This window comes from Parasphingomonas caseinilytica, from assembly GCF_036663755.1.
In the GTDB taxonomy this organism is placed as follows: domain Bacteria; phylum Pseudomonadota; class Alphaproteobacteria; order Sphingomonadales; family Sphingomonadaceae; genus Sphingomonas.
The window spans coordinates 58,635-78,378 of the sequence record NZ_JAXOJL010000011.1 but is presented as its reverse complement, the minus strand read 5'-3'; the positions used below and the strand labels follow the sequence as shown (position 1 = coordinate 78,378).

Genomic DNA, 19,744 nt, shown 5'->3' with positions numbered 1-19,744 from the left:
GAAGGACTGGCGCCGTGTCGCCACACGCTATGATCGATGCCCAACCGTCTTCTTCTCAGCCATCGCGCTCGCCGCAACCGTCATCTTCTGGCTCTGATCAACGAGTCCTGAGCCTAGACTAATGATAGAACTGGGTACAACAGCGATCCGCTTAAAAAAGGGGCGCTCGCCCTGGTGCCGGCATCTTTGAGATGACGACTTGCGGCAGCTAATATTTCCTCCTTAATAAGTTGCGTGGGACGCGTTGGAGGAATTGATTTACGGAATTAATGAAGTCTTGAGCAATGCTCTCTGTACCCGTCAGGGCGAGCGCTTCAGCCTGATCATACTCTTCTTCTACTCCTCAGCGACGAGACGCTCGATCATGCCGGGTGCGATTCGGAGCATCATAGGGAGCACTCGCACCTGCCCCACAAGAGCCTCTGGTCGTCGCGCGGCGAGCGCATCCAGTGTCGCCTGCGCCACGCTTTGGGGCGAGACCTTCTTCACTTTACGGTGCGCGATAGCTGGTGTGTCGACGCTTGGCGGTAGGACCTCCAAAACATGCAAATTCCGCGTGCCGACCTGGCGGCGAAGAGCCTTCAGAAATGCTCGCAGCCCCGCTTTCGCGGCGCCATAGGTCGGTGACCGTCGCGGCGCGACGAGCGCATAGCCCGACGTCACAAAGATGAGCGCGCGCAAACCGCTGCAGCGTGCAAGCACCGCCGAGGTTAGTTGAATCGGTGCGAGCAGGTTGAGTGCGAGGTCGTCGGCCAGTGCGTCCGCGGCCGGTGGCGCGGTCATAAAATCATGTTCGACCAGTCCACCAGCGTTGTTAACGAGGATGTCGAGACGACCAAAATGGCTTATTACCGCGTCGAGCAAGGCGCTCTGCGCTGTCGGGTCAATGATATCAGCACGGACTGCAAAGGCCGTTGGGTGGTCTGTGCGGAACTGCGCCAGTATCGACTCGGATCGCGCACAGATCGCCACTGATGCGCCTTGGGCGAGGAACGCTTCGGCGATGGCCAGTCCGATGCCCGACGTTCCACCGGTGACCAGAACTATCGTGTCGCTGAACCTACCCACATCGCTCTCCACAATGACCTGATGGTCATTTATAACAGTTTGCGATCGTATCGGAACGTAAAAACGGACTTCATTTTACCCGATCGCTGACGACCGAAGAGATCCATCGCGCCCGGATTTCGCGGCCCTTTTTAGCAGGCATGTCCATCGTTCCTTGGTGTCGAGGACGCGGCTCGTGACGTCGCTTTGAAGGTTGCCGATCAGTCTAAATACCTGTTACTGACAATGTTGTAAGTCGCGGGGATAAGCGAATGCGCCATGGAGATGGAATGATGGCGGAGATTGACGGCAGCGGCGAATGGCGTCGAGGATGGCCAATCGTCGCCGGTGCGGCGGCGATGTTTGCCACCGGTCCCGCGCTGTATCAGAATCTTTCCAGTTTGTTCGTGCCCGGTCTCCAGCAAACGCTGGGCCTGACGCGCGGGCAGATCGCGACGGCGGCCGGATTCGGGCTGCTCGGCGCGCTCGCCGCGCCGGTCGTAGGGCGCATAGCAGATCGAATCGGGGTGATGCCCGTCATCATCGCGTCCGCGCTGCTCCTAGCCTTTGCGCACGTGTTCCTGTCAACGATGACCGGACCAGCTTGGCATTTCCAACTCGGGGTGGCGATGCTTGCGGTCTCGGCACCGGGCGTGAGCGCGCTGGTGTTCGGTCGGCTGATCGCGCGGAGTTTCGATGTGCATCGGGGGCTGGCGCTGGGCGTCGCCACCGCCGGCATATCGTTGTCCAGCCTTATCATGCCATCGATCGTTGCGGCGGTGATTGCTGATTACGGTTGGCGATCCGCCTATCTGTTGCTTGCGGCGATCGCGATCGGCTTTGGACTACCGCTCACGCTGCTGGCGATCCGCGTGACGCGCTCGAAACGGCTCCCGGATCGCACATCTCGAGTGGCCCCGCAGCGCGATGCTTCACTCGATCGAGCAACGTGGCGAGGTGGCCTGTTCTGGCGATTGGCTGGCGCGATCGCGCTCATCAATATGGGCACCGTTGGCATGGTAACGCAATTGGCACCGCTCGGCCAAGATCGCGGGTTCAGTGTCGTGGGCGCGGGACTTCTCGTGACGGCCTATGCCGCGGCGCAGATCGTCGGGCGGCTCGGGATGGGCGTATTGATCGATCGATTCCCTGCAGAGCGCATGGCGGCAGCGGTCGGGCTGGTGTCCGCGGTCGGGTTTGTCGTTTTGTGCTTTGATGTTCCGTTCCTGCCGGTGGCGATGATGGCTGTGTTTTTCGCCGGGTTGATGAACGGCGCCGAACATGATCTTTTGCCGTATTTCGTGTCGCGCTTTTTCGCGCTCGATCGGTTTGGGGAGGTGTATGGAAAGCTGTTCATGCTGTCCCTGATCGGCAGTGCGATCGGGATCATCGGATTCGGCCGCCTGTACGATGTGACCGGAACATATCTGGCGCCGTTGGCATGTGCCGGGATAGCGATGGTGGCGGCTGCGCAGCTGCTGCTTTCGATGCCGCCATCTGGTCCAAGCGGGCGAGGCGTCAAAATTCATGGCTAAGCTAGGAGACGGCGCGATGCAACAAGTGCTGCTTCCGAAAGTGCGCTGCGGCGCATCGCGTCGCGACTGGAACCGGTTCGCGCTGACCTCGATATCGTGGTCTGGACCGACACGGGCACCTTCGCGCGCGACGGCATTCCTATCGATGCATCGGAGGTCGATCCCGACATCTTCTGGGTCAGCCACGATTTGTTCAGCAGCAATCGGCTGCTCGGGTTCTTCGCTATCATTGGCGGCGGGACCAGAGGCCGCTGGGTTCAGAGCTTCGCGGCGGGGGTCGATAGCCCGGCGATGAAGATGATCGTGGCGCGCGGCATGACGCTGACCAAAAGCAGTGCGCAGGCGCCCGCGATCGCCGAATATGTGATGGCACACGTGCTGAGCCTGCTGCATCCGATCGCGGACCAGGGCGCTGCGCAGCGTGCGCACGAATGGCGGCGCGTGCCGTTTCGCGAGGTGGCGTCGACCCGGTGGCTGCTGGTCGGCTATGGCTCGATCGGCCAGCAGATCGCGGCGCGGGTGAAGGCGTTCGGAGTGTCGCTTACCGTCCAGCGGCGCGAGGGGGGCGATACGCCGCTCGCCGACGCGGTAGTGACTGGCACCGATCTCCCGCGACTATTGCCCAACATGGATGTCGTTGTGCTGGCTTGTGCGCTGACCGACGAGACCAAGCATATGGCAGATACGGATTTCTTCGCCGCGATGAAGCCTGGAAGCATCTTCGTGAATATCGGGCGTGGCCCGCTAATCGACGAGGATGCGCTGCGCTCTGCGCTCGACCGAGACAGGCCGGCGGCCGCCGTCCTCGATGTGTTCAAGACCGAGCCGCTTCCCGCCGACGCGTGGTTCTGGGATCATCCGAAGGTCCGCGTGACGGCGCACGCGTCCAGCGCGGGCGATGGCGCGCTCGCGCGCGGCGATACACTCTTCCTGGAAAATCTTCATCGCTATCTGGCTGGCGACGAGATGCTGAACGCCGTGCAACCGCACGAGGTCGGCCTGTGACAGCGTCTCCGCAACTGAAGGAACAATCAATGTCGCACGATGCCAGCGCTTCGCAACGTGATGCGGATGTGGATGGAGGCTGGCGGGATTGGCATGCGGTTGATCCCACCCGCTTCAACTCGTTGCTGGGTCCGATGCAGTTCTGGCTCGACGGCTCGATCGCTCGACTGCGCATGACGCCGGAACATCGCCATTCCAATCTCCGCGATATCATGCACGGCGGCGCCCTCCTCGCGTTCATCGACGTTACGCTGTTCGCTGCCAGCCGCGGCTTCGGGCTTATCACCGCCGGGTCCGCAGTGACGCTCGATCTCGCGACGCAATTCATAGGCGGCGCTCGGATCGGCGAACCGATCGAGGGACATGTCGAACTGCTTAAAGAAACCGGCAGACTGTTGTTCCTGCGCGGCCTGATCGTGCAGGGCGAGGGCGCATCGGCGAACCGGATTGTGGCCTATTCAGGGACGGTACAGAAGATGACGAAGCGCGATTGATTGCTGGAACGCCTGGTCGGCGAGGTGAGCGCGACTTTCCGGGCGGGCTTGGCTCCATTCAAACGGTTCGCCCACCCGCCAACCACTGCAACGCATCCTGCTCGATTGTGAAGAGCTTAAAATCCGTCGGCGCGATCCTTTTTAGCTGCATGCTGTGGAGCACCGACGACGGGAGCAGTACGGCGACCCGCGCTCCCTTCAGGTCGTAGGCTGACATCAGCGCCGAGGCTTGCGCCGCGATATCCTGCGATTGCAAAACATGCTTGCGGAAATCCACCAAGACTGCGCGTCGCTCACCACCAACGCTTTCCGCATCCCAACGGACGAGGACGTCGTCCAAGTTCTGTTTGAGCGAGAGCAGCACCGCCGGATCGAAATGTCCCCGGATTGACAAGCGCAACACGTCATATTTTCCATCGTATCCGAGCACATAGCTTGGCGTGGTTGTCATTTTGAACTGTCGCCTCTTACAAGCTCGCTGATCCGATCTGGTCAAAATCAACAAAGCACGATTTCAATATTTCCCGCGATCAAGCCAATTGCAAATAGCCGCCAACGACTTGGGCTTGATGGTCCTACATGCGTTTCGTGGGCAAAATATCAAGAAAGCGCGCAGCTGAAAAACGTATGGCTCGCCCCGTCGGCAAGCGGTTTGTGTTTGATGTTCCGAGCAGTCTGCGAAAACGTATCCGGCCTTTCGACATGGGGTCGTTGGCCAAGATGGAGATCCGCGCGTCCTGGTCCTCATAAAGGGGCCGGCATCGAGTGCCATTTTTAGCCATAGGGTTCCAGGACACCGGTCGACTGTCAGGCCATCTTTCACTCACCTCCCGCAGACATCATCCAGCCGGTGCAAGGTGCATCGGCTGATCTCGTTCACGCCGCCTGTGCGGCTGGATCGTAGGTGCGCTCGTGTCGCAGCAGCGCCCAGACGATGCGCGCCATCTTGGCTGCCAGCGCCACCACGACGGTGTTGTGATGGGAACGTGTCAAAAGGCCGCGCAGCCAGGCGCCAAGTCGTGTGTCGCTCTTGCGTATCGTCGGTAGTGATGCGCGGGCACCCTGAATCAGGTTTTTCCGCAGATAGCGGCTTCCGCGCTTGGTGATGCCGAGCAACCGCGGTTTACCCCCGGTCGTCGCTTGACGCGGCACGAGCCCAAGCCAAGCGGCAAGATCCCTGCCGCGTCCGAAAGTTCGAGCGTCGCCAACTGCAGCTACCAGCGCCGTCGCGTTCAGCGCGCCGATGCCAGGAATAGTCAGGAGGCGCCGCGTTCGCTCATCCGAGCGGGCAGCCTCGGTAAACTCGGCATTGAGATCTGCGATCCGGTCATCAAGGGCAATCCAGCGCAGACGCATATCGCTGACGAGCCGGTGGATACGAGACCCTAGCACTGGCTCGTCACCATCGAGCATCTCACCCAGCCGGACGGCAAGCTTTGCGCGTCCTTGCGGGACTATGTAGCCGCGCTCCAGAAGGAGACTCCTGATCTGGTTCATCAACGAGGTGCGATCACCGACAAGCTGGTCACGGATGCGATGCAGCGTTTGCATGTCGAGTTGCTCTTCGGTTTTCAACTCGACGAACCGCATGGTCGGCCGGGTTGCCGCTTCCGCGATCGCCTCAGCGTCGCGGTCGTCGTTCTTCTGCGCCTTAACGTATGGACGGACATATTCCGGCGACATCAGCCGAACGACATGGCCTTGTCGGGCCAGCGCCCGTCCCATGTGATGAGCTCCGCAGCAGGCCTCCATGGCCACGACACAGGCCGGCAAGCCTCCGGCGTATGTGATGACCGTGTCGCGGCGCATCCGTCGGCGGACGACGACCTTGCCGGTGACATCCAGCCCAACCAAGCTGCAGCTGTTCTTGCCCAGATCAATTCCCAGAACCGATACGTCCATGACCTTCGCTCCTTCCTCAAACGAACCGCTGTCGAGGATGACAACGATTCGGATAAGGGGCGAGCCATCCATAAAGGGGGTTCGATAAACTACTCCTGCGAGACGATCGCATCGAGCCAGGGACAGTCGATTACGACCGGTGCGCGCACGCCGCGCGCTGCGGTGTCGAGGCGCATCTCGCGCAGGCGGGTGCGCTGTTCCTCGGGCATGTACAAGCGCTCATGGCCCCAGAAGCTGGGGCCATCGAATGTCTCATAGGGTTGCCAGGTCGCCGGATCGATCTCGCGCGCCCCCCAGCCATATTCGACGAAGAAGCCCGACGGACTGTTCGAATAGAAGGAGGTCATGTGATCGTTGGTGTGCCGCCCAAGCGTGTAGGCGATCCGCCCGTCCTGAAGCTGCGCAAGGTCGTAGCCCTGGCCGATATCGTCCAAGCTGAAAAGTTCGACCATGAAGTGGTGGAACGAACTTTTGCCGGTGCCGACCATCGCGAAGCTGTGGTGGCGCGCGTTGATGTGGAAAAAGTAAAGTTTGTACGGCGTCAGCCCGTAGTCGGTGACGCGGAACCCCAATAGGTCGCGGTAGAAGGGTAGCAGCGCATCGACGTCGGGCACATTCAGCACGACATGACCCAGGCCGAGCGGCCCGGTCTTGAAGCCCGAGATCGGCCGCCCCGGCACGAACCGATCGCAGGCGATCTCCGCGCCGTAAAACGCCTCCAGCCGATTGCCGATCGGATCGTGGAACACGATCAGGTCGGCGACGCGGCGTTCGTCGGCGAGCGCGCGGTTGCCCCTGCGGACCGCTACGCCATTGGCCTCGAGCCGCGTGGCAAGGCGGTCGAGCGCGGCAGCGTCCGCCACTTCCCAGCCGATGAAGCCGATCGTGTCGCCGTCTTCGGCACTGACCACGAGGCGCTGCTTGCGATCATCCATGCGAAACGCGCGCATGCCCGAAGCCGCATCTACTTTCTGCATTCCGAGCAGGCCAACAGCATAGGCGCTCCACTCGTCGAGCTGGCCCGAGCGCACGCCGATGTAGCCGAGTGCCTGCAATTCCACCGTTATGTCCTCTGCGCATCCCTGCATATTTGATGCGCGCACGACCGGCTTTGTCTCAACCGGCGCGTCACCGCCGTCCATCTAGCGGACGGATCAGGGCAGCAGCACCAGTTTGGGTGCGCGATGGTGGGACTCGTATGGCGCGGGAAGGGTAATGTCTGTACGGGTAACTACGTAAAACGGTCAGGCCAACGCAGTTTCGACAATGCATGCTGAGGACAACCCAATGTCCTTCAATGACGTGGTTGGATCCTGCAACCGCTCCGGCGTCACCGAGACTCCTGCGATCACAAGTGCTCGGCCCTGCACATAATCTTTGACCATGTTCACGCAGTCTAACGCGATCACGCGACCTCGCCGGAGATAGATGACCGAAAAGGTGCGTGATGCCGGCTCACCGCGCACGACGACCTGATCATAATTGGTTGATAGTCCGACGGTCTGCAGCTTGAGATCATACTGGTTCGACCAGAACCACGGCACAGCGGCATAGGCTTCCGGTACACCGGTCAGCGCCTTAGCCACGATAGCGGCCTGATCGTTAGCGTTCTGCACGGACTCCAACCGGATGGTCGCGCCATCGGCGAAATTGTTCGCGTGCGCGGCACAGTCTCCAATCGCGTAGACGTCGGCGAGACTGGTCCTGCAGAATTTGTCGACCAACACGCCGTTTCCGCCTTCGGCACCCGCCGTCAGGAGCGGTTCCACCGACGGCACGATGCCGATCCCAACTATGACCATTTCACATGGAAGGATTTCGTCATCCGCCAAGCGGACGCCGCAGGCCGCCCCATCCTGCTCCACGATGCATTCCACGACGGCGCCGAGGCGGATGTCGACACCATGCGCGCGGTGCTCTGCCTCGTAGAAGCGCGACAGGGGTTCGCCTGCGACCCGTGCCAATACTCTGTCCTGCGCTTCCAGGACCGTCACCGGCTTGCCCAGCTTCGTCAGGATCGCTGCGGTTTCTAGCCCGATATAGCCCCCCCCAATGATCACGACGCGAGACGCTGCCGCAAGTTCGGACGTCATGCGATCGACGTCGGCGCGCGTCCGCACGCCGTGAACGCCCCGAAGATGGTGCCCCGAGCAGCTCAGCCGCCGAGGGTGGCCGCCCGCCGCCCATATCAACGTGCCGTATCCGAGCGTGCTGCCATCCTGTAGCATGACCAGGTGGGCCTCAGGATCGACCGAGGTCACGCGCTGCCCGAGGCGCAGGGCAACCTCTCGTTCAGCCCAGAACGATAGAGGGCGGATCAATATACGATCGAAATCCTTGTCCCCTGCGAGATACTCCTTGCTGAGCGGTGGCCTCTCGTAAGGGGGGTCGGGTTCGTCGCCGACGATGGCGATGGTGCCGGTGAACTTGCGCTGACGCAGCGCTGCGGCGGCCTGCGAGCCGCCATGGCCGCCGCCTACAATCACGACGTCGTATCGATCGGTCAGCCTGCGTCTCCTTCGGTATTGCCGTCTTTGGCAATCTCAAACTCGGTCGCTCGCGTCTGTGATTCGGGCTTCTGGCCGGTGGCTAGGCGGCGCACTGCCGCCGCGGCGATCTCGGTTAGGCCGGACCCACCGCCGGCCTCCAGCGCGACGATTGCGCTTCGCATCCCCGGATCCCAGAAATGCCAGATATGGTCCCACGTCGCTGCAACCGCGGTCGCTCCTTGCTGGTGTTCGAATTCGTTCGCTATCTGGTTCGCCATCCGGACCAGTTTCGCTGGGAGTTGGCTCATTCGGCCGCCTGTATGTTAGCCACGCGCCGCGATCGCGCGGCACGGGCATTATAGGCTTCTTGCCAGTCGGTCGGTCCGTTCGACTTGCCAACCTGCACCGCCGTCACCTTGTATTCCGGGCAGTTGGTCGCCCAGTCGGAATTGTCGGTCGTAACGACGTTCGCCTGGGTCGAGGGATGGTGGAACGTCGTGTAGACAACGCCTGGTGCGACACGATCGGTAATCAGCGCGCGCAGGGTAGTGTCCCCGGCGCGGCTGGCTACCTTGACCCAGTCCCCGTCCAATATGCCGCGTTGCTCGGCGTCATGTGGATGGATCTCCAGCCGGTCTTCCTCATGCCAGCGGCTATTCTCGGTTCGCCTTGTCTGTGCGCCGACGTTATACTGGCCGAGGATACGCCCGGTGGTCAGCAGCAGCGGAAAGCGTGGACCCGTCCGCTCCTCTGTCGCGACATATTCTGTGCGAACGAACTTGCCGCGCCCGCGGACGAAGCCATCGAGGTGCATAATTGGCGTGCCGTCAGGGGCAGCTTCATTGCACGGCCACTGTATAGATCCCGCAGCTTCCAGCCGATCATAGCTGACTCCCGCGAAGGTCGGCGTCACTGCTGCGATCTCGTCCATGATATTCGAGGGATGATCGTAGTACATAGCATAGCCGAGGGCCTGCGCGAATGACTGTGTGATTTCCCAGTCTTCCAGTCCGTTCAGCGGCTGGACGACCTTTCGCACGCGCTGGATGCGCCGTTCGGCATTGGTGAACGTGCCATTCTTTTCCAGGAAGGTCGAACCAGGAAGAAAGACATGCGCATAATTCGCGGTTTCGTTGAGGAACAAGTCCTGCACGACGACGCACTCCATTGCCGCAAGGCCAGCTGCGACATGGCGCGTATCTGGGTCCGACTGGAGGATGTCCTCGCCCTGAATATACAGGCCTTTGAACGTTCCTTCGACGGCTGCATCGAGCATGTTGGGGATGCGCAGCCCCGGTTCGTGGTCTAATTCGGCCCCCCACAGTTCGCGGAACATGGCACGCGCCGCATCGTCCGAGACGTGGCGATAGCCCGACAGCTCGTGGGGAAAGCTGCCCATGTCGCACGCGCCCTGTACATTGTTCTGGCCGCGCAACGGATTGACGCCGACCCCGTCGCGCCCAAGATTTCCGGTCGCCATCGCCAGATTGGCGATCGCCAGGACGGTCGTTGAACCCTGGCTGTGTTCGGTGACGCCCAGACCGTAATAAATCGCGCCGTTGCCGCCGGTCGCATAAAGCCGAGCGGCCCGCCGGATCGCACCGGCAGGAACTGTCGTCAGCGCCTCCGTCGATTCGGGACTGTGACGCGGATTGGCGACGAAGTCGGCCCAATCTTCAAACTCGTCCCAGTCGCACCGCGTGCGCACGAATTCTTCGTTCACCAGACCCTCGGTGACGATGACGTGCGCCATCGCGGTCAGGACCGCGACGTTGGTCCCCGGGCGAAGCGCTAGATGCTCCGCGGCTTCGATGTGGGGCGACCGTACGATGTCGGTGCGGCGCGGATCGATCACGATCAATTGCGCGCCTTCGCGGAGCCGTCGCTTGAGCCTGCTGGCGAATACCGGATGCCCGTCGGTGGGATTGGCGCCGATGATAATCACGACGTCGGTCGCCATTACGCTGTCAAAATCCTGCGTTCCCGCAGACGTGCCAAACGCGGTCTTCAGGCCAAAGCCGGTGGGCGAGTGACAGACACGCGCGCAGGTATCGACGTTGTTATTGCCGAACCCGGCGCGGATCAGCTTCTGAACAAGGAACGTCTCTTCATTGGTGCAGCGCGAAGACGTGATTCCGCCGACGCTGCGCTGGCCGTACCGCACCTGGATACGGCGGAACTCGGACGCGGTGTGCCTGAACGCCTCGTCCCATGATACCTCGCGCCATTGTTCGTCAATTGAGGAGCGGATCATCGGGTTCAGGATGCGCTCACGGTGATTGGCATAGCCCCAAGCGAAGCGGCCCTTGACGCAGCTATGCCCGCGGTTCGCCTTGCCTTCCTTCCACGGGACCATCCGCACGAGTTCCTCGCCGCGCATCTCGGCGCGGAAGGTGCAGCCGACGCCGCAATAGGCGCACGTCGTTACTTCGAAGCGGTCGGGTGTGCCGACCTCGACGACCTTTTTCTCGACGAGGGTAGCCGTTGGGCACGCCTGGACGCATGCCCCGCACGACACGCATTCGCTGGAGAAGAACGGTTCGGCTTGGCTGGCGGAGACCTTGCTGCCGAACCCCATGCCGTCGATCGTCAGCGCGAACGTGCCCTGCACCTCGTCGCAGGCGCGCACGCACCGCGAACAGACGATGCATTTCGACGGATCGAAGTCGAAATAGGGGTTGGAGGCATCCTTTTCCTGCCCGAGATGGCTGGCGCCTTCCGTGCCGTAGCGCACTTCGCGAAGGCCGACCGCGCCAGCCTGATCCTGCAATTCGCAATCGCCATTGGCTGCACAGGTGAGGCAGTCGAGCGGATGATCGGAAATGTAAAGTTCCATAACACCACGACGCAGTTTCTTCAGCCGCTCGGTCTGCGTGCGCACGACCATGCCGGGCGTGACCGGCGTCGTGCAGGATGCGGGATAGCCGGCGCGTCCCTTCACCTCGACGAGACAGAGACGGCACGACCCGAATGCCTCCAGCGTGTCCGTCGCGCACAGCTTGGGGATGGTCGTCCCGTCCATGGCGGCGGCGCGCATTATCGAGGTTCCTGCCGGGACCGTGACTGCGCGGCCGTCGATCCTGATCGCGACTAGGTCCTGGGCCATGGCGGGCGCGGGCTTGGTGCCGAGATCGGTTTCGCGTTGCCAAGCCATCGGCGTTACTCCGCAGCCGCGGCGAATTGCGCCGGATTAAAATCTTCGGGAAAGTGATTGAGAGCGCTGAGTAACGGATAGGGCGTAAAACCGCCTAGTGCGCACATCGAACCGAACTTCATCGTGTCGCAGAGGTCGCGTAGCAGTTCGACCTGACCCGCGACGTCGGAACCAGCGATAACGCGGTCCATGATCTCCACCCCCCGCGTCGATCCGATCCGGCACGGCGTGCATTTACCGCAGCTCTCGGCCGCGCAGAATTCCATGGCGAAGCGCGCCATGTCCTTCATGTCGACGGTGTCATCGAAAACGGTGATGCCGCCGTGACCGATTAGCGCATCGACCGCGGCAAAACTCTCGTAATCGAACGGCAGGTGGAACAGCGACGGCGGCACATAGGCACCAAGCGGTCCGCCGACCTGTACCGCGCGCACCGGCCGACCGCTCATCGTGCCCCCGCCGATATCGTTTACCAGTTCGCCCAGCGTGATGCCGAAGCCCACCTCGTACAGTCCGCCATGTTTGACGTTGCCGGCGAGCTGGATCGGCATCGTGCCGCGCGAACGGCCGAAGCCAACCGCGGCATAGGCAGCCGCACCTTCCGACAAAATGAACGGCACCGCAGCGAGACTCAGCACGTTGTTGATGACGGTCGGTCGTCCGAACAAGCCGGATAGCGCTGGCAACGGCGGCTTGGCACGGACCTGCCCTCGCTTCCCCTCAATCGAATCTAGGAGTGCGGTCTCCTCGCCGCAGACATAGGCCCCGGCACCCACGCGCACATCCAGCGTGAACGGTGCGATGCGGTCGGCTGCCAAACTGATAGCGCGGCGCATGGTGTCGATAGCGAAGGGATATTCCGAACGGATGTAGACATAGCCGTGACTGGCACCCGTCGCGTGAGCGGCGATCGCCATGCCCTCTACCAGGCAAAAAGGGTCGCCCTCCATCAGCATGCGGTCCGCAAACGTCCCGCTGTCTCCTTCGTCGGCGTTGCAGACAACGAACTTTTCCGTTCCCGGTGCGTCGAGTAAGGTCTGCCATTTGATCCCGGTCGGGAAACCTGCGCCGCCCCGTCCGCGCAGGCCGGATTCTTTCACGGCTTCGACCACGGCCTGAGATGGCTGGGCCCGAGCAAGCTCAAGGCCTCGCCAGCCGCCATGCTTTGCATAAGCCTCGACACTGAGCGGGTCGATGAGGCCGCACCGAGCGAACGTGAAACGTTGCTGACCTTCGAAGAATGGAAGGTTGGCGATGGAGCCGAGGCTGTTCGGGTGCGTTCCATCGAGCACGCGCCCGACGTCCGTGGCATCGACCGGGCCGTACGCCAGCCGTTCCTCGGCGGTCTCGATCTCAACCACCGGCTCGATCGAGAACAAGCCATGACAGCCGGTACGGATCACTTCAACACCGTGGCCGCTGAGCGCCGCCGCGACGGCGTCCGCGCCGAGCGCTACGGACGCCATGTCCCTGCTGACGAATGCCCGGATCATGCGCTGACCTCGTCAAGAAGTTCGGCGATCGCCATAGGATCGACGCGTGAACGGATACGGCCATCGACCATGACGTTCGGACCAGTTGCGCATAGCCCGAAGCAATGAATGCGATCGATCGTCAATGAGCCGTCCGCAGAGGAGCGGCCGACGGCTACGCCGGCCGCGGATACGATTGCACGCTCCACCGCTATGGCACCGCGCGCGCGACAGCTTTCAGCTCGGCAGATTTTGATACGGTGTCGTCCAGGCGGCGAGCGGCGGAAGTCATGATAGAACGTGATGACACCGTGAACGTCGGCCCGACTGAGGTTAAGCGCGTCGGCGATCAGCGGCACCAGGCCATCGTCGATATAGCCATATTCGTCCTGCAAGGCGTGAAGCAGCGGCAGGAGTGCTCCGCGGTTCGACCCTTGTTCGGGCAGCAAGCGGGCCAATGCCTCGACATAGTCGACTTGGTCCGTGGCAGCGCCGGCGCCTGATCGCTCGCTTTCGGTCGGGTTCATCAGCCTGCGCCGAGCCTTGTCGCGTGCCAGCGGAGGTGATCGTCCATGAATGTGGAAATGAAGTAGTAGCTGTGATCGTATCCCTCCTGCATGCGCAGCGTCAGCGCGATACCGGCACGATCGCAGGTTTCGCGCAGCCGCTCGGGCCGGAGTTGCTCATCGAGGAATTGGTCGGCCGTGCCCTGATCGACCAGCAGATCGGCGACACGCGCGCCATCTTCTATTAAAGCGACAGCGTCGTGACGGCGCCAGGTCGAGCGGTTGCCACCAAGATAGCCTTCCAGCGCCTTTTGCCCCCAAGGGACTTCGCTGGGTGCAACGATGGGACTGAATGCGCTGATCGCCCTGTAGCGCTCCGGGTGGCTGAGACCGATAGTCAGCGCACCATGTCCGCCCATGGAATGCCCCATGATGGACTGCCGGTCGCGATCCACGGGAAAATGCTCTGAGATGAGGGCGGGCAATTCTTCGGTTACATACCGCCACATCCCGTAGTGTTCGGAATAGGGTGCCTCGGCAGCATCGACGTAGAAACCTGCACCTAGCCCAAAATCGTAGGCTCCGGCAGGGTCGTCAGGAACGCCCTCTCCGCGTGGGCTGGTGTCGGGAGCGACGAAGATCAGCCCCAATTCGGCGCAAGTTCTGCGATATTCGCCTTTATCCGTGACATTGGCGTGCGTGCAGGTGAGCCCCGAGAGATACCATACGACCGGAAGCGCAGCACCATCCGTGTGTGGAGGCACGAATACCGAGAAGGTCATATCGGTACCCGTGCTGTCGCTCCGATGGCGGCAGACATGCTGGACGCCACCGTCGGCTTTGCTGGTCGATATCGTCTCGAAGCTCATGTCGATTATTCCGCCGTGAAGCTGTAGGCGGTGATCTTGTTGCCGTCGGGGTCGCGAACATAGGCGGCATAGGCCGTATCGGTGAATGCGCGAGGACCTGGTGCGCCCTCATCGGTCCCACCGTTCGCCAGCGCCGCCTCGTGGAAAGCGCGAACCGCGGCACGGTCCGGGGCAAGGAAGCCGAGCGTACCGCCGTTGGCGAAAGTAGCCGGCGCGCCGTTACCCGGCTTGGTTATGATGAACTCGGGCCCCTCGGCCCCGTACATCATGCCATTTTCGCCGAAGGGCCCCTGGCGCTTGCTGCCGAGAGGGGCCAGCGCTGCATCATAGAAGCGTTGCGCCTTGTCGAGATCGTTGGTGCCAAGCACCGCGTGCGAAAAAATCGACATAGTAACTCCTGTAATTGCCGCATCGCGGCGGTGGCGAACACCAGTTGACCTGGGGTTGTCGTGGGATCCGGGATGTTTGCCGATCTAGTCTTCAGGCGCGATCGCCACGCGGAGACCGGCCAGCGCGTCGGAGAATAGGATCTGGCAGGACAGTCGCGAGGTGGCCGTCCGGCGGTCCGAGCTGCCTAGAAGGTCATCCTCGTCCTCGCTCATGGGAGGAAGTCGATTGAAGTCGGCCTCATCGACATTGACATGGCAGGTCGCGCAGGAAAGGCATCCTCCGCACAGCGCAAGCAGCTCGTCGATGCCAGCATCCCGGATGTTTTCCATCACCGAGAGACCAGACTGGCCGTCCAGTTCGCGAACGTCGCCTTCGCGCGTCGTTACGATCAGCGTTGCCATGTCAGTACACCACAACGCTGCGGATGCTTTCGCCCGCGTGCATCAGGTCGAACCCCTTGTTGATCTCGTCGAGCGTCAGCCGGTGGGTGATCATCGGATCGATCTGGATCATTCCGTCCATGTACCAGTCGACGATCTTGGGTGTGTCGGTGCGCCCGCGGGCGCCGCCGAACGCGGTCCCGCGCCAGTTGCGGCCCGTCACCAGCTGGAACGGCCGGGTGCTAATCTCCTTACCCGCTTCCGCCACGCCGATGACGATGCTTGTCCCCCAGCCGCGATGGCAGCATTCCAGCGCCTGGCGCATCACGTCGGTATTGCCGGTCGCATCGAAGCTGTAATCCGCCCCGCCATCGGTCAGCGCGACGATATGCGGCACGATCTCGCCCACCACCTTCGGATTCGCGAAGTGCGTCATCCCGAACTTGCAGCCCCATTCCTCGCGATCGGGGTTGATATCGACGCCGACGATCATCTTCGCCCCCGCCAGTCGCGCACCCTGGATCACGTTAAGCCCGATCCCGCCCAGCCCGAACACGACGACGGTGTCGCCCGGCTGGACCTTGGCGGTATGCACCACCGCGCCGACCCCGGTGGTGACGCCGCAGCCGATATAGCAGCTGGTGTCGAACGGCGCGTCGGGGCGGATCTTCGCCACCGCGATCTCGGGCACCACGGTAAAGTTCGAGAAGGTCGAACAGCCCATGTAATGGAAGATCGGCTGGCCCTTATGGCTGAACCGCGTCGTGCTGTCGGGCATAAGCCCCTTGCCCTGGGTCGCGCGGATTGCGGTGCACAGGTTGGTTTTGCCGCTCAGGCACGACTTACACTGGCGGCATTCGGGGGTGTAGAGCGGGATGACGTGGTCGCCGACGGCGACGCTGGTCACGCCCGCGCCCACCTCGCGGACGATGCCGGCACCCTCGTGGCCCAGCACGCTGGGGAACAACCCTTCCGAATCCAGCCCGTCCAGCGTATAGGCGTCGGTATGGCAGATACCCGTCGCCATGATCTCGACCAGCACTTCGCCGGCCTTGGGGCCTTCAAGGTCCAACTCGACGATTTCCAGTGGCTTTTTCGCTTCGAACGCGACGGCAGCACGGGTCTTCATTACAACTATCCTAAAACTGAAAGCTAGAGCGCAAGATCATTGTTAGTTAAACGCTCATCGTGCCAATAGAAGATACGAAAGATGACAAACCATTTCAGGTAGGAAATCGCCTATGTTTGCAATTTGGCGGCGAACTTTCCATAAAAAGTTTGGAACGTCAGATTATGCCGATACCGATGCCGGAATAGCGTCAGGCACACCTCGGGTTTCTATCGAAATTCGCTTTTCGATCATTCGGCGGCAGCGTGTTCCCGCATAATCCGTTTCGAGATAAAGCGGCTGAAGGGAAAAGAATTCATTCCCGTCCATATAATCTTCGCAGGCACGGATCATCGGCTCGTCTTCGTTTACGAACGCATTGGTGAGAATATTGCGCGCGCGACCGTCCGCGTCGGTATCGTCGATCATTCGATTCCGGGTATGGATCCAAAAGTAATGCGTCGAATGCTCGGTTTCAGGTGTGATCAGGTGGGCGTTGCGCGTGACGTAGCCGGCACCGGGATCGGCATTCGTCTCGGTCATAGCCAAGCGTTGCCGCAACGTGCTGGGGAACACCCATTCAATGTCGGAATGATAATCACCGCGGGGGGCGTCGAAGCACAATGACTGGCTGGAGGGGGTCGGGACGTCGTTCATGACCGTCTTGACGCGGATCGAATTGTCATCGGTCTCGTAACGCGAATTGCGTTTGGCGCGTGACGGGGAAAGAGTCCCGGCATGGATATAGGCCGCGTGACTGAGGTCCATAAGGTTATCGAGGATAAGCCGGTAATCGACGGGCATGCTCAGGTGGCCTTCGACTGGAACCCGGTTGCCGCGATCGACGAGTTCAAGGTCGGTGATCATCGATTGGTCCGCAAGCACCGGATCGCCAGGCCAGAGCCAGACCACGCCGTCGCGTTCTTCGGTCGGATAGGTCGGGACGCGTGCGGTTTCAGGGATGCGCCCTTCGCCATGGGGATTATGAACACATCTTCCGCCAAGGTCGAAGCGAAGGCCATGATAGGGGCATTCGACAGTGTCGCCCTCACGCACGCCGAAATGGAGCGGCGCAAAACGGTGCGGACATCGATCCCCGATCGCGCGAACCCTGCCGTCGGAGTCCCGGGTCATCAGGATCGGCAGGCCCAGAATACGACGGGCGAGCAACGCTTCGCCGACTTCTGACGTGAATGCGGCACAGTACCAGCCGTTTTTGGCGAACGTCATTGGGGCCTCTCCTGTCGTTGTTAGAGCCATCATGCGGATCGTCCAATTCCGGACAAGACGCGTTCCAGATGCGTCCGCCAGACGGGACAGACCAAATCATGACGCTCATTCGTTGGCGATGACCGCGTCCAGCCAAGGGCAGTCCACCGCTAACGGCGCTCGGATACCGCGTGCCGCGGCGTCGAGGCGCATGTTTCTTAGCCGCGCGCGCTGATCCTCTGGCATGTAGAGCCGCTCATGACCCCAGAAACTCGGGCCGTCGAACGTCTCATGGGCTTGCCATGTCGCCGGATCGATCTCGCGCGCACCCCACCCATATTCCACGAAGAAGCCCGACGGGGTGTTGGAGTAAAAGGATGTCATATGGTCGTTCGTATGTCGCCCTAGCGTGTAAGCGACGCGCCCCTCTTCAAGCTGCGCTAGATCGTAGCCCTGCCCGACATCGTCCAGACTGAACAATTCGACCATGAAATGATGGAACGAGTTTTTGCCGCTGCCGACCATCGCAAAACTGTGGTGACGACTGTTCAGATGGAAAAAGTATAATTTATAGGGTGTCAGGCCATAGTCTGTGACGCGAAACCCGAGCAAGTCACGGTAGAAGGGAAGCATTGCCTCGACATCGGGCACATTCAATACGACATGGCCCATACCTAAAGGACCGGTCTTAAAACCAGAGATCGGACGCCCAGGAATAAATTTTTCGCGGGCAATCTCTGCGCTATGAAAGGCCTCAAGGCGATTGCCGGCGGGATCATGAAAAATGATGAGGTCAGCGACACGGCGCTGGTCTGCAAGACCACGGGTTGCATTATCTACCTGGACCCCGGCAGCCTCGAGCTCCGCGCCGAGCCGTCCCAACGCCGCTGCGTCGGCAACTTCCCACCCGATGAAACCGATCGTATCGCCGTCGTCCGCGCTGATAACGAGACGCTGCTTTCGATCGTCCATCCGAAAGGCGCGCGCCCCCGCTGTAACATCGATCGGTTGCATCCCGAGCAACCCGGTGGCGTAATTGCTCCAGTCGTCCAGGTGCGCCGAGCGAATTCCGATATAACCAAGTGCCAGTAATTCCACTGCGGCATCCTTCCGGGTTCGAGCGTCACGCTGCGACGATCCTAAGGAATGCAACAATGGAGTCGGTGCACCTGTCCACCTGGCGGACGGATCAGGGGACCAGCACCAGTTTGCCGATGTGTCCCCCGGCCTCCATCGCTACGTGCGCCTCCGCCGCAGCAGCCAAGGGAAAGACCTTGGCGACGATGGGATTTATCGCGCCGGAGGCCAGCGCCGGCATCCAGCGATCCGCAAACCGTCGCGTCATCTCCGCCTTCTCCGCTGCGGTCCGTGATTTCATAACGCTGCCCATAATTTCCAGCCGTCGGAACAGCAGGCGATCCATCGGTAACGGGGCCGCGCCCCGCCCGCCCATCAGTCCGAGCTGCACCAGCCTGCCGCCATCGGCTAATGCGAGAACGTTGCGCTCGAGATTAGGCGCGCCGATCGTATCGACAATCAAATCGACGCCCCTGTTGCCGGTCGCGTCGAGCAGGGCCGGGAGGAAATCGTTACGATAATCGAACCCCCGATCGGCACCGACAGCAACGACCGCCGGGATCGCGGTGTCGCGCGCGGTAAACAGGACTATCGCCTTGGCTTGCACAGCAAGTGCGACCGCGGCCATTCCAACTCCGCCCGCGGCTCCGTGCAGCAGCACGGCCTCTCCCGCCGCAAGTCGCCCACGATGAAACAGTGCTTCGTGCGCGGTTACGAACGCCTCGGGGACCGCCGCCGCGTCCTCGAAGCTGATTCTTTCAGGGATAGCCATTGCCATGGCAGCGGGTAAGCGCGCGATCTCGGCATATGCGCCACCGCCAACGATTCCCATGACCCTGTCGCCCTTAGCGAAGGCGGTAACATTGGAGGCCACCGCGATAACCTCGCCGGCGACCTCGAGCCCCATGATGCTTGAGTCGCCGAAATTTTCCCGGCCATAGGCACCGCGTCGCTGATTGAGATCGGCCCTGTTGACGCCTATCGCTTTGACGCGAACGAGCAGGTCGCCCGGGCGAAGCTGGGGGGCACTTTCGTCTGTGATCTCCAGAACTTCTGGTCCACCAAAATCTTTGAAGGTGATTGCGCGCATAACGTCTCCTGCTCGCG

19 protein-coding genes and 1 pseudogene are annotated in these 19,744 nt (G+C 61.5%); 4 read left to right on the top strand and 16 right to left on the bottom strand.

Going from position 1 to position 19,744, the window contains the following annotated elements; genetic code table 11:
• Positions 1-97, top strand: a pseudogene (locus U1738_RS18920) (IS5 family transposase); the annotation flags it as partial.
• Positions 98-336: 239 nt separating this feature from the next.
• On the opposite strand, the gene U1738_RS18915 reads toward U1738_RS18920, so the two are convergent.
• Entirely contained in the window at positions 337-1,068 is a 732-nt protein-coding gene (locus U1738_RS18915) for an SDR family NAD(P)-dependent oxidoreductase (RefSeq protein WP_332790587.1), read from the bottom strand.
• Positions 1,069-1,337: 269 nt separating this feature from the next.
• On the opposite strand from U1738_RS18915, the gene U1738_RS18910 reads away from it, so the two are divergent.
• The 3 genes from U1738_RS18910 (at position 1,338) to U1738_RS18900 (ending at position 4,081) form a co-directional block, all read left to right on the top strand.
• Positions 1,338-2,582, top strand: a complete 1,245-nt coding sequence (locus U1738_RS18910) for an MFS transporter (RefSeq protein WP_332790586.1) — start codon at positions 1,338-1,340, stop codon at positions 2,580-2,582.
• A gap of 96 nt (positions 2,583-2,678) precedes the next feature.
• Positions 2,679-3,587, top strand: coding sequence for an NAD(P)-dependent oxidoreductase (locus U1738_RS18905; RefSeq protein ID WP_332790585.1), 909 nt, complete (start codon positions 2,679-2,681; stop codon positions 3,585-3,587).
• Positions 3,588-3,616: 29 nt separating this feature from the next.
• Positions 3,617-4,081 carry a PaaI family thioesterase gene (locus U1738_RS18900; RefSeq protein WP_332790584.1) on the top strand — a complete coding sequence of 155 codons (465 nt, stop codon included), beginning with the start codon at positions 3,617-3,619 and terminating at the stop codon, positions 4,079-4,081.
• A 58-nt stretch (positions 4,082-4,139) separates the two neighbouring features.
• Here the strand turns inward: U1738_RS18900 and U1738_RS18895 are convergent, their stop codons facing one another.
• From U1738_RS18895 to U1738_RS18825, 15 genes are all read right to left on the bottom strand, one after another.
• Positions 4,140-4,532 carry a hypothetical protein gene (locus U1738_RS18895; RefSeq protein WP_332790583.1) on the bottom strand — a complete coding sequence of 131 codons (393 nt, stop codon included), beginning with the start codon at positions 4,530-4,532 and terminating at the stop codon, positions 4,140-4,142.
• Positions 4,533-4,957: 425 nt separating this feature from the next.
• Positions 4,958-5,983, bottom strand: coding sequence for an IS110 family RNA-guided transposase (locus U1738_RS18890; RefSeq protein ID WP_332790591.1), 1,026 nt, complete (start codon positions 5,981-5,983; stop codon positions 4,958-4,960).
• Between the two features lie 89 nt (positions 5,984-6,072).
• Positions 6,073-7,044 carry a VOC family protein gene (locus U1738_RS18885; RefSeq protein ID WP_332790582.1) on the bottom strand — a complete coding sequence of 324 codons (972 nt, stop codon included), beginning with the start codon at positions 7,042-7,044 and terminating at the stop codon, positions 6,073-6,075.
• Between the two features lie 183 nt (positions 7,045-7,227).
• Positions 7,228-8,490, bottom strand: a complete 1,263-nt coding sequence (locus tag U1738_RS18880) for an NAD(P)/FAD-dependent oxidoreductase (RefSeq protein WP_332790590.1) — start codon at positions 8,488-8,490, stop codon at positions 7,228-7,230.
• The gene (locus U1738_RS18875) at positions 8,487-8,780 is read right to left on the bottom strand and encodes a formate dehydrogenase subunit delta (protein ID WP_332790581.1); all 294 of its coding nucleotides are present in this window, start codon (positions 8,778-8,780) and stop codon (positions 8,487-8,489) included. The genes U1738_RS18880 and U1738_RS18875 overlap by 4 nt, the downstream gene beginning before the upstream one ends.
• On the bottom strand, positions 8,777-11,626 hold the full coding sequence (fdhF, locus tag U1738_RS18870) for a formate dehydrogenase subunit alpha (protein ID WP_332790580.1): 2,850 nt from the start codon (positions 11,624-11,626) through the stop codon (positions 8,777-8,779). The genes U1738_RS18875 and fdhF overlap by 4 nt, the downstream gene beginning before the upstream one ends.
• Before the next feature lie 5 nt (positions 11,627-11,631).
• Positions 11,632-13,119: an NADH-ubiquinone oxidoreductase-F iron-sulfur binding region domain-containing protein gene (locus U1738_RS18865; protein WP_332790579.1), complete on the bottom strand. Its 1,488-nt coding sequence runs from the start codon at positions 13,117-13,119 to the stop codon at positions 11,632-11,634.
• Positions 13,116-13,625, bottom strand: coding sequence for an NAD(P)H-dependent oxidoreductase subunit E (locus U1738_RS18860; RefSeq protein WP_332790578.1), 510 nt, complete (start codon positions 13,623-13,625; stop codon positions 13,116-13,118). The genes U1738_RS18865 and U1738_RS18860 overlap by 4 nt, the downstream gene beginning before the upstream one ends.
• Positions 13,625-14,473: an S-formylglutathione hydrolase gene (fghA, locus tag U1738_RS18855; protein WP_332790577.1), complete on the bottom strand. Its 849-nt coding sequence runs from the start codon at positions 14,471-14,473 to the stop codon at positions 13,625-13,627. The genes U1738_RS18860 and fghA overlap by 1 nt, the downstream gene beginning before the upstream one ends.
• Before the next feature lie 5 nt (positions 14,474-14,478).
• Positions 14,479-14,862: a VOC family protein gene (locus tag U1738_RS18850; protein WP_332790576.1), complete on the bottom strand. Its 384-nt coding sequence runs from the start codon at positions 14,860-14,862 to the stop codon at positions 14,479-14,481.
• Between the two features lie 84 nt (positions 14,863-14,946).
• On the bottom strand, positions 14,947-15,264 hold the full coding sequence (locus U1738_RS18845; RefSeq protein ID WP_332790575.1) for a 2Fe-2S iron-sulfur cluster-binding protein: 318 nt from the start codon (positions 15,262-15,264) through the stop codon (positions 14,947-14,949).
• 1 nt (position 15,265) lies between these two features.
• Complete coding sequence (locus U1738_RS18840; RefSeq protein WP_332790574.1) at positions 15,266-16,372, bottom strand: S-(hydroxymethyl)glutathione dehydrogenase/class III alcohol dehydrogenase; 1,107 nt, start codon at positions 16,370-16,372, stop codon at positions 15,266-15,268.
• Between the two features lie 162 nt (positions 16,373-16,534).
• Positions 16,535-17,581, bottom strand: coding sequence for a Rieske 2Fe-2S domain-containing protein (locus U1738_RS18835; protein WP_332790573.1), 1,047 nt, complete (start codon positions 17,579-17,581; stop codon positions 16,535-16,537).
• Positions 17,582-17,686: 105 nt separating this feature from the next.
• Positions 17,687-18,658, bottom strand: a complete 972-nt coding sequence (locus tag U1738_RS18830) for a VOC family protein (RefSeq protein WP_332790572.1) — start codon at positions 18,656-18,658, stop codon at positions 17,687-17,689.
• A 91-nt stretch (positions 18,659-18,749) separates the two neighbouring features.
• Entirely contained in the window at positions 18,750-19,727 is a 978-nt protein-coding gene (locus U1738_RS18825) for an NAD(P)H-quinone oxidoreductase (RefSeq protein ID WP_332790571.1), read from the bottom strand.
• Positions 19,728-19,744: the final 17 nt, after the last annotated feature.

What these genes read in the sequence shown, in the direction of transcription:
- U1738_RS18910 (WP_332790586.1), top strand. Translation starts at nt 1,338, where the DNA reads ATGATGGCGGAGATTGACGGCAGCGGCGAATGGCGTCGAGGATGGCCA.
- U1738_RS18900 (WP_332790584.1), top strand. Translation starts at nt 3,617, where the DNA reads ATGTCGCACGATGCCAGCGCTTCGCAACGTGATGCGGATGTGGATGGA.
- U1738_RS18895 (WP_332790583.1), bottom strand. Translation starts at nt 4,532, where the DNA reads ATGACAACCACGCCAAGCTATGTGCTCGGATACGATGGAAAATATGAC.
- U1738_RS18890 (WP_332790591.1), bottom strand. Translation starts at nt 5,983, where the DNA reads ATGGACGTATCGGTTCTGGGAATTGATCTGGGCAAGAACAGCTGCAGC.
- U1738_RS18875 (WP_332790581.1), bottom strand. Translation starts at nt 8,780, where the DNA reads ATGAGCCAACTCCCAGCGAAACTGGTCCGGATGGCGAACCAGATAGCG.
- fdhF (WP_332790580.1), bottom strand. Translation starts at nt 11,626, where the DNA reads ATGGCTTGGCAACGCGAAACCGATCTCGGCACCAAGCCCGCGCCCGCC.
- U1738_RS18865 (WP_332790579.1), bottom strand. Translation starts at nt 13,119, where the DNA reads ATGATCCGGGCATTCGTCAGCAGGGACATGGCGTCCGTAGCGCTCGGC.
- U1738_RS18860 (WP_332790578.1), bottom strand. Translation starts at nt 13,625, where the DNA reads ATGAACCCGACCGAAAGCGAGCGATCAGGCGCCGGCGCTGCCACGGAC.
- fghA (WP_332790577.1), bottom strand. Translation starts at nt 14,473, where the DNA reads ATGAGCTTCGAGACGATATCGACCAGCAAAGCCGACGGTGGCGTCCAG.
- U1738_RS18850 (WP_332790576.1), bottom strand. Translation starts at nt 14,862, where the DNA reads ATGTCGATTTTTTCGCACGCGGTGCTTGGCACCAACGATCTCGACAAG.
- U1738_RS18845 (WP_332790575.1), bottom strand. Translation starts at nt 15,264, where the DNA reads ATGGCAACGCTGATCGTAACGACGCGCGAAGGCGACGTTCGCGAACTG.
- U1738_RS18840 (WP_332790574.1), bottom strand. Translation starts at nt 16,372, where the DNA reads ATGAAGACCCGTGCTGCCGTCGCGTTCGAAGCGAAAAAGCCACTGGAA.
- U1738_RS18835 (WP_332790573.1), bottom strand. Translation starts at nt 17,581, where the DNA reads ATGACGTTCGCCAAAAACGGCTGGTACTGTGCCGCATTCACGTCAGAA.
- U1738_RS18825 (WP_332790571.1), bottom strand. Translation starts at nt 19,727, where the DNA reads ATGCGCGCAATCACCTTCAAAGATTTTGGTGGACCAGAAGTTCTGGAG.